This is a genomic window from Armatimonadota bacterium, assembly GCA_013314775.1.
Lineage (GTDB): Bacteria > Armatimonadota > Zipacnadia > Zipacnadales > JABUFB01 > JABUFB01.
In genome coordinates, this window is the sequence record JABUFB010000020.1 from 38,797 (window position 1) to 54,611 (window position 15,815).

The window sequence follows — 15,815 nt, forward strand, 5'->3', positions numbered from 1 at the left end:
GCCGGTCTGCACCCGATTCTTGGTGACCGATTGGTGAGTTTGCTGTTCACGGAGTTCAGTTCGGCTCCCCTCTGAGTTCCCGCGCTGCCTGTTCGGGAGTGGGCGGCCAGTCCCCCTGAAGCAGTAGGTCGCCGCTATCTTGCATCCAGGCCTCCACCCTGCCGCGCAGGTCATCAAGGATTTCTGCACTGCCCGGATCGCGTGCAATGTTCCGCGTTTCCAGCGGACCGGCGCGCAGGTCATACAACTCTTCCGCCGGCCTGCGCGCTCCGTAGTACTCCTCGCGCATCTCGGCCCCGGCAGGACCATTCCAGATATCAAGCGGGATATACACCAGTGGCCGGTCGCCGAAATTGCGGATGTACTTGTGGGTCTGTGTTCGGACCGCGCGCATCGGATTGTACTTGTCGTGCCAGGTCATCTCACAGAAGATGCTGTCCCGCGGCTCGTACTCGGTGCCATCGAGAAGCCCACGAAAGCTGCGGCCATCCGCGTCGGGAATTGGGCTTTCTCCAATCAGGTCGAGGATCGTGGGTGAAAAATCGCAGTTCGACAGCAAGGCATCGCACCGCCGACCGCCCTCGATCCTGCCCGGCTGATGGATCGCGAGGGTGGTCTTCGTGCCAGGATCGTAGCACGTGCCCTTCGCCCGGGGCATCGCGGTCCCGTGGTCGGTGGTGAAGATCAGGAGAGTGTTGTCCGCGAGGCCAGTCTCTTTCAGGCAGTCGCGCACGCGCCCCACATGCTCGTCCAGATGCCGGATCATACCGTGCAAGCCCGCGCAGTCCTCGCGGATTCCAGGCCGGTCGGGCAGCCAGTAGGGAACTTCCAGCGTCTCCGGATCATCCCGCGGGTAGCCTTCTGTGTCGAAGGGCCGGTGGGGTTCGAAGGTCCCCATGCAGGCGAAGAACGGTTTCGAATCGCCGGATGCCGCGCGCCGGCGCAGGAACTCACATGTCGCGGGACCTGACTGCGCAGCTGCATTGCCTTTGACATAGGTGTCGTAGCCCAGCGTTGATGGGTGGTCGGTGGTCTCGTGCTGGACGCCGAACAGGTGGGTGGAGTACCCGGCATCGCGCAGGCGCATCTGAAGCGTGATCTGGCCGGGGCTGTAGCGCCAACCCAGGTGAGCCAGGCCGATGAGACCGTTATTGTGAGGGTACAGCCCGGTGAAAATGCTGCCCCGGCTGGGTGTGCATTGCGCGGCAGTGCAGTGGTAGTTGGTGAACCAGACGCCGTCGCGACCGATAGAGTCAATGTGGGGCGTATCCACGGGCGCACCGTACAGGCTGCAATGCTGGCCCAGATCGTGGCAGATGATCATCAGGATATTGGGACGATCAGGCGACATGTCGCACACCTCCTCGCACGGGAAGGGTTCGACGGGAAATCGGGGCAGACCTTTGGCGCAAATGAAACACCCTCCCGGTGTGGGAGGGTGCATTCCGTACTTGCCAATGGTCCGAGCGCTATGCCACCGGCAGGTCCTTTACCGTGAGCAGGCCCGGCTTGGCCTCGACGGTCAAACGCAGAATCTTTGCCGTGCAGCCGGCGGTCGCCGTGTCGCCAAAGATGCCGTTCTCAATGCGCATGTTCACCGGCGGGTCGCCGTCAATCTCAATTTCATCCCGCGGATCCGCTTCGCCGTGGGTCATGCGGCAGACGAGATGGATCTCCTTGCCATCCGGGCCCGCCACACGTGCTTCCTGGTGGCTGCCCATGACTTGCCCCGGCTCGATAGTGAAATGCTCGGTGCCTGTCTGCTCCGTAGCAATCACGGGAGCGATGGTCTCATCCACCGACACCGGCGCCCATCCCAACCCGGCGGCCAGCATCGCTGCCGACTCAGCCAGCCCGACGTGCCCCACGAGCCCCTGGTCTGCGAGTTGGCGGTACTCTTCGGGGCTCATCGCCGAGCCCACTTTCCTCTGCAATTGCGGTCGGCGCAGGGATACGTTGACGATGCGGCGCGCGGTGACCCTGCGAATATTCAGCGATGGCCGGCAGAGCAACAGGGGCAGCAAGTCCAGGAGGAGGCCGGGGTTGATGCCCGTGCCCACCACTGTGACGCCCCGGTCTTTCGCTCTCGCATCGATCTCATCCGCGAGATCAGGCGAACGCAGCCAGGGCCAGTTGAGCTGCTCCGAGGTGGATACTACGTTCAGCCCTCGGTCGACGCAGAGCAGGATTTGGTCGGCGATGTCTGGCAGGAAAGATCCCGTGGCCAGGACCACCACATCTGCACCTTCACCGTTTTCCGCGTCAGTGATTGCTGACTCAAGGTCGGGACGCACAAACACTGCATCCAGCTCGGGCCGAATCAGCACCTGCCCCAGGGGACAGCCGCAGAGCTTCGGGTCGATGTCCGCCGCGGCAACAGGCCGGGCGATGCGTTCGTCAACAGTTGCGGCAAGTATCTGCAGACCGATGGGTCCCAGACCCGTGTGAATACTGCGAATCATTGCCCGCTCACTCCTCCGGGTCTCACCGATTAGTGCTGCCGGCGCCAGATAGTGCCCTCGGCAGTGTCCTCGATGATGATGCCCCGCTCCGCAAGAAGGTCGCGGATCTTGTCGGCCCGGGCGAAGTCACGGTTCTTGCGGGCTTCGCCGCGCTCCGCGACAAGGGCATCAATCTCGGCATCATCTTCCGATGATTCTTCAGACAGCGCGGGGCCCATGAACCCCAAGACGCCATCCATCTTCGCCAGCGTAGTCAGCACCGCGCTCCGGTCCCCCTCGCGGAGATCCTCGATGCGCGGGTTCAGTTCCTTCAATATCTCGAAAGCCGCGCCCACGGCGCCGGGGACATTGAGGTCATCGTCCATGGCTTCCTCGAAATGCTGCATGGCCTTGGCCAGCACATCCGAGACCTCCGGTGTCTGGCCTGCCGCCAGCGGCAGCTTGCGCAGGCGGTCCACGAAGGTCTTCAGGCGCTCCAGCGCTGCCCTGCTCTGTTCCAGACCCTCGAGGGTAAAGTTCAGCTGCTTGCGATAATGCGCGGTCAGCAACTGGTGCCTGATGGCCATGGGCTCAAAGCCCTGCTTGAGCAGATCGCGCAGGGTGTAGAAATTGCCCAGCGATTTGGACATCTTCGTCCCGTCCACCAGCAGGTGAGCCGAGTGCACCCAGTAGCGCACGAAAGGCTTGCCAGTGGCTGCCTCGCTCTGCGCGATCTCGTTTTCGTGGTGCGGGAAAAGCAGGTCCACGCCGCCGTTATGGATGTCGATGGTGGGCCCCAGGTACTTCATGGACATGGCTGAGCACTCGATATGCCAGCCGGGCCTGCCCTTGCCCCAGGGGCTGTCCCAGGACGGCTCATCTGGCTCTTTCTGTGCTTTCCAGAGCACGAAATCGCTGGCTTCCTCCCGCTCGTACTCGTCTTCAAGGCGGCCGAAGCTGCTATCTCGCGCAGATGACCCGGCCTCCACCCCCGACAGCCGACCGTAACCCTCGAAACTGGAGATGTCGAAATACACGCTGCCCTCGGCGACATACGCGTGTCCGCGCTCGATGAGGGTCCGGACAAGGTCGATCATCTCGGGAATATGCTCAGTGGCGCGCGGATACTTCCAGGCGGGCTCGATGTTCAGGGCCGCGAGGTCCTCACGGAAAGCCTCTTCATAGCGCCGGGTGAAGTCCTGCAAGGGGATGCCCTCGCGGCGCGCGCCGTTGATGGTCTTGTCGTCCACGTCGGTGATGTTCATCACCTGGCGGGTCTCGTAGCCCCGGTAGCGCAGCCAGCGGCAGAGGATGTCGCCGAACATGAAGGCCCGGAAGTTTCCGATGTGCGGGAAGTCGTACACCGTCGGTCCGCAGCTGTAGATGAGCACCTTGTCATCATGCAGCGGCTCGAAGTCCTCAAGGCGGCGCGAGAGGGAGTTGTAGAGCTTCAGCATTCCGTGCCTCCTGGCTGACCTGCGGGGGCTATGCAATCGTCCTGCCCCGTGATGGCGTGCAAAGAGAAAGCGGAGGCTTTCGCTGGCCTCCGCCCCATGCTCCCACTACGGCGCTCTCCTAGGGGGCGAGCTTGCCGGAGATGACAGAGACGAACTTGCGGACGGTGGTGCGGTGCTGGGAGCTCTGGGCTTTGGTCATCGTCACCTCGCACAGATACTTCCCGCGCGTACAGCAGCCCAGACTGATCGATCCAAGGGTACCTACGAAGGCCTTGTCCTTGATAGTCGTGCAGACGATCAACGGCTTCGCCTTGCGGCTCTCGGAGAGCTTCGCGGCGTAGAGATTGCTCGCCGCGGCCTTGCTTGCCAGCTCATACACGTCCACCGTCACATACTGCCCGGTGGATGCGTTACGGTACATCCGTTGTGCGAAAGCCACGATGCCTTTGCTCTGCAACTCCTCCACAGCGCCGTCGTAGGCGTCGTAGCTGGTCTTGCTGCCCATCCGTCCTGACCGGGTGCTGTCGGCCATGATGCTCCAACCGGGAGCAATGGAGGCCGCCGGCAGCGCGCCCAGGCACGTAACTGCCTTCGCCTCGCGCGCAAGAGCAAACAATGCCAGCGCGACGGCGGCGTACGTAAGTATCCGGGATGCCAGTGACATCAGATTGCCCCGCAGATTCCGACTGGCCGTCACTAGGCGTGCTTCTCCTGTTCGCTCTCTCGGTCAGGGTCGGCGAGTTCCCTGAGTTCATCAGTGGCCTGCTGCGAGATCTTGCGGAACTCGCGCAGCCCCTGTCCCACGCCGCGCATGATCTCGGGTATCTTCCGGCCGCCGAACAAGATCAGGACGATGACCAGTATGACAATGAGCTCTTGTGGTCCGAGACCGAACATGGTCTACTCCTTGGGCGAGTCTCCCCGCACTTGTCCTGTACATTGTAGCATAACGACGCACGCAGACAAATGGTTCGCGTGGGGTCAGGGGGCCTCGGGGAGCTCGGGAGACGCCCCCGAAGCTGGCGCGTCCTCGCCCAGGCGACGCACTACAACGCTGGATACCATACGCGCAACCTCCTTCGGGTCGCTCATCACTGGGCCAAATGTCACCGCGCAGACCGCACCGGCTGCCACCGCCCACCGGATGCGTTCTGGCAGGCTCAACCCGCGCAGGGTCGCCGCTGCGTATGCTGCCACGGTTGCGTCGCCACAGCCCACCGTGCTCACTACCTGGACGGTGGGCGCATCCGCCTGCCAATCCCCTTCAGTTGCACTAGCAACGATCGCCCCCCGAGCGCCGAGAGTACAGAAGACTGTCTCGATGCCGGTGGCGACGAGGCTCCGGCAGGCTGTCAGAACGCCGTCGGGCACTGCAAGTTCGCTCTCCATGAGCACGCCCAATTCCGCGAGATTGGGTTTGATCATGGTGGGCAAGGCCTGGACACCGTAGGCTAGCATCTCGTCGTGAGCGTCGAGGATCACGGGAACGCGCCGCTTGCGGGCTGATATGATGAGATCCGCGTAAAGATCGAAGGGGACCCCGCGAGGCGCGCTGCCGGAGATGATCATCATCTCGCTGCGTTCCAGCAGGCGCTCCCAGGTATGGCGCAGCATCTGGACTTCCGAGGGCGTGACCAGAGGGCCGACCTCGTCCAGGCGCGTCTGGGTCTTCCCTCGGCTGTCCACAATGTTGATGCATAGACGAGAGTCTTCCTCGATCTTCACGAATGAGGGGATGATCCGGGACTGGCGCAGGGAAGCGACAATATACTGCCCGACGCTCCCTCCCGCGAAGCCGGTGACCGCCACTTCCTGCCCAAACAGCCGCAGGATGCGCGCGACATTGATACCCTTGCCCCCGGGGGAAGTCTGGACGCGGCGAGGGTGGTGGAATGCGCCGAGTGCGAAGCCCTCGACCTCATAGGTCTTGTCCATGCCCGCGTTGGCGCACAGAACCGTAATCAAAACGCTTCACTCCGTTCGTGGCGACGCGATACCCCCTTCACACCGACCGGTGCTCCACCGCTTTTCGCGAAGGGAGCCGCCGGAACGGACACGGCGGCTCCCCCTCTTGTCATCGCCGCTTTACTTGGGGTTCGCGGCTACCCAGTCGCGGATGCGCCCCAGGGCCTTCTGCAGGTTTTCCACGGAGTTCGCATAGCTGAAACGCAGGTAACCGTCTCCGTATTCGCCGAACGCAGTCCCCGCGAGGCAGGCGACCCCGGCTTCATCCAGCAGGCGCGTCTGAAGCTCCTTGGAAGTGTAGCCGGTGCCTGTGATGTTGGGGAACACGTAGAAGGCACCTTTGGGCCGCAGGCACTTGATGCCCGGGATCTGATTCAGCCCGTCCACGATCACGTCGCGGCGGCGCTTGAACTCGGCGACCATGGCGTCAGACTCATCGAAGGGGCCCTTCAGCGCCGCGATGCCGGCACGCTGGGTGAACGCGACCACGCAGGAGGTGCAGTTGGTCTGGAGCTTCGCGATATGCTCGGCCAACCACGCGGGGGTCGCACCCCAGCCCAGGCGCCAGCCGGTCATAGCGAACATCTTGGAGAAACAGTCCAGCAGGATAGTGCGCTCCAGCATACCCGGGATAGCAGCGATGCTGTGGTGAGTGCCCTCGTACAGTATCCGCTCGTAGGGCTCATCGCTCATGATCCAGAGGTCCTTCTCGATCGCAAGCTTCGCGATCTTCTCCAGGTCGGACATCTCAAGCACGCCGCCCGTGGGGTTTTGGGGCGAGTTGATGATGATCATGCTGGTCTTGTCGGTCACGAGTGAGGCCAGCTCATCCACGTCGAAGCGGAAATCGTTCTCCTCGCGCAGCGGGCACGGCACGGGCTTAGCGCCCACGAAATTGATCATGGACTCATAGATCGGGAAGCCGGGGTTCGGGTAGATGACCTCGTCGCCTTCGTCCACGCAGGCGGTGATTCCCCAGTAGATGATGGGCTTGGCGCCGAAGACGACGGTGATGTTTTCCATCTTGTAGTCCGTGCCACGCCCGCGGTTGAGGTGCCAGGCAATGGTCTCTCGGAACTCGGGATCGCCGGCGCTGGGGCCGTAGTGGGTATAGCCCTGGTTCATGGCTTCGCAGGCTGCGTCGATGATGTGCTGGGGGGTATCGAAATCGGGCTCGCCGATCTCAAGGTGTACGATGTCGCGCCCCTCGCGCTCCAGCTGCTTTGCCCTCGCGAGAACAGTGAAAGCAGTCTCCGTGCCCAAACGTTCCATGCGCTTTGCCAGTTTCGGCATGTCAGAATCCTCCCGGAATGGTGGTGTAAGCAGATTGTTGGGTGCTTGCACGGCAGGGAACTGTGTCCCGGTCGGGGCGCCCAGGCACTAATGCCTGGGCTGAGTAGAGCCGCCCTGGGTGACAGCGACGCCCTGGTAGCAGAAGATTGTCGAACACGTCGGGGTATAGTCGATCATCGGTTGTCTCAGGCCGTTGTGCGGTCTGTCATTCGTCCCGGGGCTGCTCACCCACGGTCGTCTGGGATTGCATGGCCCGCGGACGGTGAAGATTACCACGGAGTGCCCCCGGAGGCAACCCCCGGAGGCGCTCCCATCAGTGGCAGCCAACGATCTCCACGGTGTCCATGGCGATCATCAGCTCTTCGTTCGTCGGGATGACCAGCACTGCTGCAGTGGCATTGTTCTCAGAGATATCGCTCACCGGGTTGCGCTTATCCACCTTCTCGTTCTTGTCCACATCAACGGCCACGCCCATAAACCGCAGGCCTTCGGTGCTCAGACTGCGGATGAGGGGCTCATTCTCGCCAATGCCTGCTGTGAAGACGATTGCATCCAGGCCGCCCAGCGCGGCCGCATACGCGCCGAAGTACTTGCGGACGCGGTATGCGAATACTTCGATCGCCGCCACGCAGCGGTGGTTGGGTTCTTCGCCGAATGCCGCCGCCTTGACGTCGCGCATGTCGCTGCTCACGCCGGAAATGCCAAGCAGACCGCTGCTCTTGTTGAGTATGCGGTCGATGTCTTCGGAAGACAGGTTCATCTCGGCCTGTAGGAAGGGCAGGATCGCCGGGTCCAGGTCGCCACAACGGGTGCCCATGATCAGGCCTTCCAGAGGGGTCAGCCCCATACTCGTGTCCACGGACTTTCCGCCCAGAACCGCAGCCATCGAACAGCCATTGCCGAGATGGCAGGTGATGATCCGCTGTTCGTCGATAGGGATCCGCTTCTCCGCTAGCAGCCATTCGCCGGCCTTGAGGGTGACGTAACGGTGCGAAGTGCCGTGGAAACCGTATCGACGAACCCCCAGGTCGGTGTAATACTCGTACGGCAGGCCGTAAAGGTATGCCCGCTGCGGCATTGTCTGGTGGAAGCCCGTGTCGAAGACCGCCACCTGGGGGATGCCCGGCAGTGCGTCGGTGCAAGCCCGGATTCCCTGGAGATTCGCGGGGTTGTGCAGCGGAGCGAACTTGTTGCAGTCCTCCACCGCCTCAATGACCGGCTCACTGATGAGCACCGACTCGGAGAACTTCTCGCCACCATGGACCACACGATGCCCCACCGCAGCGATCTCATCGAGGGAGGCGATGACCCCGTGTTCCGGGTCGGTCAGTGCTTCCAGCACATAGCGCATGGCTACACTGTGGTCAGTCATAGGGTTCTCGGCGATATACGCGTCTCTCCCGGACGGCCGGTGCTTGAGGACCGCACCGGTGCCGCCGTTGACGGAGACCCGGTCGGCCACGCCGTCTGCCAGGACCGATTGGGTCTGCATGTCAATGAGGCTGTACTTCAGGGACGAACTACCACAATTGATGACAAGGACGATCACAGGGACCTGCTCCCAACTCGTGTAAGTATAACGGCCCGGCGATCTCATCGCCGGGCCGGACGTCACGCGTTTATTCCAGGTCGTGGGCCGAGCGGCCCTCTGCCCTGACCCCTTGCTGTGTCGTAGGGCCAAGGGCTTTCTTTGCCTGGTCAAGGATGCCCTGGGTACGGGTCATGTAGTTCTCCAAACGCTCAATGACCCCGCGTACCCACTGCTCGGCTTCGGCGCGAGTAGCGTCAGCTTCGGCCTGAGCTGCGCGCAGCAACTCGTCTGCTTTGGCCTCGGCCTCACGGACCAGTGAATCGTTGGAGATGAGCAGCTGGGCCTGCTCGCGAGCGGCTTCGAGGATCTTGGCGCGCTCCTCATGGGCCTCGCGCACGATTTTCTCCCGGTCGCGCGCCACCTGGTTCGCAGTGGTCAACTCGTCCGGCAGGCTGGATCGCAACTGGTGAATCAGGTCGAAGAAGTCGGCAGCATCAACAACCGTCTTCCCCCACAGGAAGGGGAAGACCTTGCAGTACCAGCGCTCCCCCTCATCACCCATGGCTTCCAGTTCGTCGAGAAGTTCAAGAATCTCCATGCGCGAGCCTCCCGGTCACTGCGCCCACAACGCCAAGTGGCGCTGCCCCCTGCGATTATCTCACGACGTAAGACCGCACGCGCCGCGCTGCCCGCTGCAACTCGCGGCGTTGCTTCTCGCGCGGACGGACACCAGCCGACCAGATTCTCCCCGGCGGCTATCTACCGTTGCGCGCGTCCAGCATTTCCAGTACAAACGGGTGCACGAACGCGGACACATCGCCGCCGAGTTTGTGCACATGCTTGACGAGACTGGAACTCAGGAACGTGAACTGCGGCATGGCCATGAGATACAGGGTGTCCAGATCGGGCGCCAACTGGCGGTTCATCGTGGCCATCTGCATCTCAAGCTCGAAATCGGAAACAGCGCGCAAGCCTTTGACCAGTGTCTGCGCCCCGCACCGGCGCGCATAGTCTACCACAAGACCTTCAAAGCTATCTACGGTGATATTCTCGATGTCCCCGCACGCGCGGCGCGCCATGGCCACACGCTCATCCACGCTGAACATGTGCTTCTTCTCGGCATCGACGGCCACGGCGAGGATCACCCTGCCGAACAGTCTGGAGGCGCGCTGGGCCACTTCGACGTGCCCCAGAGTAATGGGGTCGAAGCTACCCGGATAGACGGCGACGTGCTGTAGGGTGGCGCCCGCCTGGTCCACGACTCGCCCGCTCCTCAGTCCATCTCGTACATGAGCATGACCGTCTCGCCATGCTTCTTGATGCGCGATGGTTCGGGAAGGCCCAACTGCTCCCACGACGCCCCGTATTGTAGCACGACCAGCCCGCCCGACGCCACACCCTCCCTGTCCACTACCAGGCGCCGGGCAACCTCCGCGAAACTCGCAAGGCCGTAGGGAGGATCGGCGAAGACGATGCCGAACCCGGGCGATTCCTGGGCGATGCGCGCCCAGATGCGCTCCACGAAGCCTCTTGTCACCGTCGCGCCCTGAGTCAGACGGGCAGCCTGCAGGTTGGCCCGCAGAACCTGGACGCACCGCGGATCCTGCTCGACGAAAACGCAGCTCGCGGCACCCCGACTCAGTGCCTCGATTCCTACGCTGCCGCAACCGGCATACAGGTCAGCGAAACGTGCCTCAACAACGCGACCGGCAATGCTCGCAAAGAGCGCCTCACGCATGGCGTCGGTGGTCGGGCGAATCCTCGCCTTCGACGGGTACTTCAGCGGTATTGACTTCGCCGAACCGGCAATGACGCGCACGAGACAGTCGCTCCCGGCGAGTTCTGACTGGGCACAAAGGGTCCGATGCCGTATGATGTGTTGCGACCGCTGGATTATACGGCTTGGAAGGGACGCTGTCACGATGATGAGCCTTGTCTGCGATATCGTGCGGGAGGCCGGGTCACTGGCTATGCTCTCACGGCACCGCGCAAGGGCCCAGAACAAACAGGACGGCACATGGGTCACCGATGCCGACCGGGCGGTTGAACGGCTCATTCGCGACCGGTTGATCAACGCGTTCCCGGCAGTTCCGGTGCATGGGGAGGAGTTTGGCGGGGCCGACCTCGGGACCCATCAGCGCATCTGGGCCGTGGATCCGATCGACGGCACCGGCAACTATGTCACCGGGCTGCCCGCATACGGCGTCTCCATTGCACTGCTGGAGTCCGGCCGGCCGGTGCTCGGTGTGGTCTACCTGCCGGAGCTGGATGTGCTCTTCCAGGCCGAACGGGGCCGTGGGGCGCTCATGAACGGGTCCGCGATCCACGGTTCGCCTCGTCAAACGCTGGGTACGAACTCGCTCGTGGGGGTGAACTCCGAAGCCGTCGCACGCCTGGCCCCGGTGCTTCCCGGCAAGCTAAGAAACCTGGGCAGCATGGCGGCTCACGGATGTTACGTCGCCTCAGGCGGGCTGGATGCCGCAATTTTCCACCGTTGGCACGCCTGGGATATAGCCGCGGCCCTTTGCGTCGCGTGGGAGACTGGTGCTGAAGCGCGGCTTGCGGCCACAGGCGAACCGCTGTTGAGCATGGAGCGTCCGTGCCTTGAGGGCGACGACACGCTCGTCATCGGCCATCCCCACATCGTGCGGGCGCTGCTGGACCTGCCCCTCCCAGGGGCCCGGAACTAGTGACATGCTCCGAATCGCTGTGCTATAATTGTCACGTCACGGGCGCCACGGGCGTCCGTTATTGGTTAGTGTCGCAAATTTACGCCGTCGGGGCAGTCCGCGCTGGAGGGAACTGTGCGTCTGCGCAAGATCGAGGCGGCCCTTGAACGTGCATTGGAGGGCGCATTCGCCCGGGTTGCGGCGGGACCCCTGCCGCCGGTGGAGATTTACCGGGTCGTGTGGCGCGAGTTGGAAGACGGCGTGATCCTCTCGCGGGATGCGCGGTACGCCCCGAACCGTGTCACGATTCGCCTCAATCCCGCCGACGCCCAGGCGCTCGAGGGTACCCGAGAACAGATCCTGGCTGAATTCACGTCCGCCGTTGAGCAGGAGTGCGATGAAAACGGCTGGGTGTACGGGGTGCGTATCTGCTTGCGGTTCGCCGAGGATAGCTCCGTACGCCAAGGCACCGCGGCGGTAGACTGCCGTTTCGATGACAGCCCGATTCCCGCGGTACTGGAAGCCGAATCGGGCCCGTGCGCCGGCCAGAGGTTCGTGTTGACGCCGGGTGCGGTGTTGGGGCGAAGCCCCGAGTGTCACATGATCATTCCCGACAGCGCTGTATCCAGGCGACATTGCCGATTCGACTGGACCCTTGATGGGTACCTGGTGAGCGACCTGGACAGCAGCAACGGAACTTTTGTCAACGATGTACAGGTTACAAGGTATGTGCTCCAGCACCGCGACATGCTTCGGGTTGGAACGGTCCGTCTGCTTTTCGTATATGAATTCGAGCGGGTGTGGGCGCACTGACCGCCGACACATGGCGCCTCGCGGGGCGCTGCCTGTGGTGATTCCCCGTTGACTCCTGGAATAATCCTGCTGGTCGGCAAGATCGTCTTCCTCGCCGCCCTCTACGGCTTCATCTACACCGTCTTTCGTGGCCTGGTGGCTGACACCCGGCTTCTCCAGGGCGCGACAGGGCGTGGTGTGCCTGGCGCCGCTCGCGCGCGCCGGCCCGGAAGCAAGCCCGCCGGCGGGCCGGTTGTCCTGCACCCTCCCACCCAACGCCCGACACCCGCGGTCCTGACGCCTGCCGCTGCGCCGGTCGTGTTGCCACCTCCAGCGCCTCCACCGTCTCTGCCCGTCACTGAGCCAGAGCAGACGCCTGAACCTGCGCCTGAGCCTGAGCCAACGACGCCCGAGCCGGAAGCGGAGGCCACTGAGGCTGCGCCTGAGCCAGAACCCGCTGCCGCGGAGGCCCCAAAAATCGAACCCGAGCCCGAAGTGGCGCTGGAGCCGCCTGTGGTGCTCATACCCGCTCCCGAACCGTCGCCCGTGTCCCAGGCGGCGCTGGTGGTGCTGAGTTCTCCGGAGGCCAGCCTTGCCGCCGGCGAGCGCATTGCCCTGTCTGACGGCGCCACTATAGGGCGCGCAGACACGAACGACATCGTGCTCAAGGACCGCTTTGTCTCCTCTCATCACGCCCGGGTGACCGTGCGCGGGGACCAGTATTTCCTTGAGGACTTAGGCAGCACGAACGGCACTTTCTGTAACGGAGTGCGAGTCCGTGGGGAGGTTGCCCTGCAGGACAAGGACCGGGTGGGCATCGGAACCACCGTCTTCGCATTCCGCCTATGACCACCCGGGCGTTTCTTTCACCGGCTCTAGACCAAATGGATACCCTGCGGCGTAACGAACTCGTAATGCTATGCGCTGCTGGAGTGCTCACCACTCTGGGCATGGCCCTTGTGTGCGCCGCACTCGGCGACAGCCCGGTGCGAGCCACCCGCGGATTCTCGCTGGTGGCGGCGTTGATTGTGGTCTGCTTCCTGATGGACCTCACGGGCCAAAAACGCGACCGCCTGCTGATGCCGGTTGTCGCGATGGCCGCGGGCATTGGCCTGATCCTGTTGTGGCGTCTGGACCCGTTCCGCGCCTCGAAGCAGATCATCTGGATGATGATGGGCAGCGCCGTCATGCTGGCCACGTACCTGATGATCACCGATGTGCGCTCGCTAGGCAGGCTGAAGTACTTGACCGGCGTATGCGCCCTCTTGCTCCTGCTCGCAACCATGATCTGGGGCGAGGAGCGTTATGGCGCGCGCCTATGGCTGGACGTGGGTGTGCTTCCGCCTTTCCAGCCCACGGAGATCGCCAAATTGCTGCTTGCGATCTCACTGGCGGGCATTCTGGCCGACCGCGGCCCGGTGATCCGCGAAGTCTCACGGGGGCGAGTCATTCCCCGGCTGGCTGAACTGCGTTATCTCGGCCCAACGGCGCTGCTGGTGGTCTTCTGTCTGGCCATTTTCGTCACTCAACGCGACCTGGGGGCCGCCGTTCTATTCCTGGGGCTGACCATTGCCGTGCTTTATATGGGGACGCGACGCAAGACCTACGTGGTTTTCGGCCTTCTCGCCTTCGCGCTCGGGGCCGTGGTGGCGCCGCAGCTGCTGGGATATGTGGACAAGCGAATGGTGGCGTGGCTCAACCCGTGGAGCGACCCGTCCGGCGCGGGTCTCCAGCCCCTTCAGGCCATGTTTGCACTGGCCGAAGGCGGGCTTCTCGGCACTGGCCTGGGGCTGGGCATGCCCTACAAGATGCCGGCGGTGGAGACAGATCTGATCCTGGCCGCAATAGGCGAGGAGCTGGGGCTTGCAGGCACTGCTGCGACCGTCATGCTTCTGGCGCTAGCCACCTTTGCGGGTTTCCGCATTGCCTGGCGCTCCACTGACCGTTTCGGCATGCTCCTTGCGGCCGGGCTGACCAGCGTCTTCGCCCTGCAGGCCCTGGTCATCACCGGCGGTGTCCTGCGACTTCTGCCGCTGACGGGTATCACGCTCCCATTCGTAAGCTATGGCGGGACGTCGGTAATCGCGAATTTCATTGCGGTGGGACTGTTGCTGGCTGTCTCCAGAGATTGCGGGCCCAGGCCCGGTGTCGTTCATCTGACCAGGAAAGCGCCTGCCGACCGCTGAGGGTGGCTCCCCCAATTCATGCGCGAGATCGATCATTTTCGGGCCAATGTGCTGAGCCTTGCGCGCGCCTTCACCATCGCCTTTGCGGTGATGGCGGTCGCTCTCGCCTACTGGCATGTAGTGCGAGCCCCACAATTGCGGGCTGACGCCCACAATCCGCGAACCCGCGAGCGCATCAAGCTCACGGAGCCCGGTCGTCTGCTGGCGTCTGACGGCTCGGCGATCCTTGAGGGCGTCAATCCCAATGGTGAATGGTACCTGGAGTACACCGAACCCGAGGTCTACTGCCACCTCACAGGGTACAACGAACGTACCGGACTACAGGCGTCCCTGCGTGACCCACTGTATGGGATGGGCGAGTATGAGGACCCCTGGGTGCGCCTGCTGCGGGGTCGCCCCCGTGGCTGCGATGTGCATCTCACCATCAACGCAGAGGCGCAGCGTCTCGCCGCGACGCTGATGAAGGGGCAGCGCGGAGCAGTGGTGGCGCTGGAACCCTCCACCGGGAGACTGCTGGTCATGGTCAGCGCCCCGGCGTATAACCCCGCTTTCGTCCTGGCTTCCGCCGCCGATTACGCAGCCTTCACCCAGAGCGACGAGAAATACGAGCTCAATCGGGCTCTGCAGGGACAGTACGTACCCGGGTCGGTGCTGAAGATCCTCACTGCCGCTGCGGCGCTGGATAAACAGTTAGTCAGTACAGACGATCAGTTTTCATGTAGCGGCACCCATGAGGTGAACGGGGCCATCATTCGGTGCCGCAGAAAGTCGGGGCACGGAACCATCGACCTCGAGGAGGCGCTGGCAGATTCGTGCAACGTGGTTTTCGCGCAGATCGGCCAGGCTCTGGGGGCCGAAGAGTTCAAGAAATACGTCAATGCCTTCCACCTGCTGGACCGACCGGATCTACCGCTTCCTGCAAACGGGGGACGCATCGCCGCCATGGAGGGCCCGGAGGCCGAAATCGAGGTCGCGGAGGCTGCCTTCGGCCAGGGAGCCACTCTCGTATCGCCCGCTGCCGTCGCGCGGCTCGCGGCGACCATTGCCAATGATGGCTCGGTGCCGCGCCTGTCGTTGATCGATCGTATCGTCGGACCCAACGGTAAAGAACTGTTCCGCAATCACCCTGAGTCTCTGGGGCAGGCCGTGAGTTCTACAGCCGCGCAGGAGGTTGCAGGGATGATGGTTGAGGTTGTGGAACGAGGTACTGGTCGCAGCGCTCGGATTCGCGGGGTCAAGGTGGCCGGGAAGACAGGTTCGGCGCAGAACCCCTCCGGTGCCCCGCACGCCTGGTTTGCTGGTTTTGCCCCGGCGGACGCGCCGAAAGTCGCCATCGCCGTCATCATCGAGCACGGCGGGGCCGGCAGCTCGATCGCGGCCCCCGTCGCTCGTCAGGTCATGGAGCGCCTGCTGTAGTGAGCCAGTCACATGACCGTGCCGGCGCACGCGCAGACGCCGGCCATTCCGGACCCAAACCTCGG

General features: G+C 63.3%; 16 protein-coding genes. 5 read left to right on the forward strand and 11 right to left on the reverse strand.

The genetic code is table 11. From position 1 onward, the window contains the following. Positions 1–55 precede the first annotated feature (55 nt). The 11 genes from HPY44_21035 to rsmD form a co-directional block, all read right to left on the reverse strand. The gene (locus tag HPY44_21035) at positions 56–1,351 is read right to left on the reverse strand and encodes a sulfatase (GenBank protein NSW58503.1); all 1,296 of its coding nucleotides are present in this window, start codon (positions 1,349–1,351) and stop codon (positions 56–58) included. Positions 1,352–1,469: 118 nt separating this feature from the next. Further along, positions 1,470–2,462: a dihydrodipicolinate reductase gene (locus HPY44_21040; GenBank protein ID NSW58504.1), complete on the reverse strand. Its 993-nt coding sequence runs from the start codon at positions 2,460–2,462 to the stop codon at positions 1,470–1,472. A 29-nt stretch (positions 2,463–2,491) separates the two neighbouring features. Then, entirely contained in the window at positions 2,492–3,898 is a 1,407-nt protein-coding gene (locus tag HPY44_21045; protein NSW58505.1) for a cysteine--tRNA ligase, read from the reverse strand. A 118-nt stretch (positions 3,899–4,016) separates the two neighbouring features. Continuing rightward, positions 4,017–4,595 carry a hypothetical protein gene (locus HPY44_21050; protein ID NSW58506.1) on the reverse strand — a complete coding sequence of 193 codons (579 nt, stop codon included), beginning with the start codon at positions 4,593–4,595 and terminating at the stop codon, positions 4,017–4,019. Next, positions 4,595–4,795, reverse strand: a complete 201-nt coding sequence (gene tatA, locus HPY44_21055) for a twin-arginine translocase TatA/TatE family subunit (GenBank protein NSW58507.1) — start codon at positions 4,793–4,795, stop codon at positions 4,595–4,597. Before tatA ends, HPY44_21050 begins: the two co-directional genes overlap by 1 nt. 84 nt (positions 4,796–4,879) lie before the next feature. Continuing rightward, on the reverse strand, positions 4,880–5,863 hold the full coding sequence (locus HPY44_21060) for a 1-phosphofructokinase family hexose kinase (GenBank protein ID NSW58508.1): 984 nt from the start codon (positions 5,861–5,863) through the stop codon (positions 4,880–4,882). Between the two features lie 120 nt (positions 5,864–5,983). Further along, positions 5,984–7,156 (reverse strand): pyridoxal phosphate-dependent aminotransferase, encoded by a 1,173-nt coding sequence (locus HPY44_21065; protein ID NSW58509.1) that lies wholly within the window; start codon positions 7,154–7,156, stop codon positions 5,984–5,986. 313 nt (positions 7,157–7,469) lie between these two features. Continuing rightward, positions 7,470–8,705 (reverse strand): acetate kinase, encoded by a 1,236-nt coding sequence (locus tag HPY44_21070; GenBank protein NSW58510.1) that lies wholly within the window; start codon positions 8,703–8,705, stop codon positions 7,470–7,472. Between the two features lie 70 nt (positions 8,706–8,775). Further along, positions 8,776–9,285 carry a hypothetical protein gene (locus HPY44_21075; protein NSW58511.1) on the reverse strand — a complete coding sequence of 170 codons (510 nt, stop codon included), beginning with the start codon at positions 9,283–9,285 and terminating at the stop codon, positions 8,776–8,778. A 157-nt stretch (positions 9,286–9,442) separates the two neighbouring features. Next, the gene (coaD, locus tag HPY44_21080) at positions 9,443–9,946 is read right to left on the reverse strand and encodes a pantetheine-phosphate adenylyltransferase (GenBank protein ID NSW58512.1); all 504 of its coding nucleotides are present in this window, start codon (positions 9,944–9,946) and stop codon (positions 9,443–9,445) included. 14 nt (positions 9,947–9,960) lie between these two features. After that, positions 9,961–10,506: a 16S rRNA (guanine(966)-N(2))-methyltransferase RsmD gene (gene rsmD, locus HPY44_21085; protein NSW58513.1), complete on the reverse strand. Its 546-nt coding sequence runs from the start codon at positions 10,504–10,506 to the stop codon at positions 9,961–9,963. Positions 10,507–10,609: 103 nt separating this feature from the next. Here rsmD and HPY44_21090 point away from each other — a divergent pair, with 103 nt between their 5' ends. The 5 genes from HPY44_21090 to HPY44_21110 all read left to right on the forward strand — a co-directional run bounded on the left by HPY44_21090 (position 10,610) and on the right by HPY44_21110 (position 15,750). After that, positions 10,610–11,377 carry an inositol monophosphatase gene (locus tag HPY44_21090; protein NSW58514.1) on the forward strand — a complete coding sequence of 256 codons (768 nt, stop codon included), beginning with the start codon at positions 10,610–10,612 and terminating at the stop codon, positions 11,375–11,377. A 114-nt stretch (positions 11,378–11,491) separates the two neighbouring features. Next, positions 11,492–12,169 (forward strand): DUF3662 and FHA domain-containing protein, encoded by a 678-nt coding sequence (locus HPY44_21095; protein ID NSW58515.1) that lies wholly within the window; start codon positions 11,492–11,494, stop codon positions 12,167–12,169. A 48-nt stretch (positions 12,170–12,217) separates the two neighbouring features. After that, complete coding sequence (locus tag HPY44_21100; protein NSW58516.1) at positions 12,218–12,997, forward strand: FHA domain-containing protein; 780 nt, start codon at positions 12,218–12,220, stop codon at positions 12,995–12,997. 35 nt (positions 12,998–13,032) lie between these two features. After that, positions 13,033–14,334: an FtsW/RodA/SpoVE family cell cycle protein gene (locus tag HPY44_21105; GenBank protein NSW58517.1), complete on the forward strand. Its 1,302-nt coding sequence runs from the start codon at positions 13,033–13,035 to the stop codon at positions 14,332–14,334. An 18-nt stretch (positions 14,335–14,352) separates the two neighbouring features. Further along, the gene (locus tag HPY44_21110) at positions 14,353–15,750 is read left to right on the forward strand and encodes a hypothetical protein (GenBank protein NSW58518.1); all 1,398 of its coding nucleotides are present in this window, start codon (positions 14,353–14,355) and stop codon (positions 15,748–15,750) included. Positions 15,751–15,815: the final 65 nt, after the last annotated feature.

Excerpts from the sequence above, each read along its gene's own strand:
- HPY44_21035 (NSW58503.1), bottom strand. The coding sequence starts at position 1,351 with ATGTCGCCTGATCGTCCCAATATCCTGATGATCATCTGCCACGATCTG.
- HPY44_21040 (NSW58504.1), bottom strand. The coding sequence starts at position 2,462 with ATGATTCGCAGTATTCACACGGGTCTGGGACCCATCGGTCTGCAGATA.
- HPY44_21045 (NSW58505.1), bottom strand. The coding sequence starts at position 3,898 with ATGCTGAAGCTCTACAACTCCCTCTCGCGCCGCCTTGAGGACTTCGAG.
- tatA (NSW58507.1), bottom strand. The coding sequence starts at position 4,795 with ATGTTCGGTCTCGGACCACAAGAGCTCATTGTCATACTGGTCATCGTC.
- HPY44_21065 (NSW58509.1), bottom strand. The coding sequence starts at position 7,156 with ATGCCGAAACTGGCAAAGCGCATGGAACGTTTGGGCACGGAGACTGCT.
- HPY44_21075 (NSW58511.1), bottom strand. The coding sequence starts at position 9,285 with ATGGAGATTCTTGAACTTCTCGACGAACTGGAAGCCATGGGTGATGAG.
- HPY44_21090 (NSW58514.1), top strand. The coding sequence starts at position 10,610 with ATGATGAGCCTTGTCTGCGATATCGTGCGGGAGGCCGGGTCACTGGCT.
- HPY44_21105 (NSW58517.1), top strand. The coding sequence starts at position 13,033 with ATGGATACCCTGCGGCGTAACGAACTCGTAATGCTATGCGCTGCTGGA.
- HPY44_21110 (NSW58518.1), top strand. The coding sequence starts at position 14,353 with ATGCGCGAGATCGATCATTTTCGGGCCAATGTGCTGAGCCTTGCGCGC.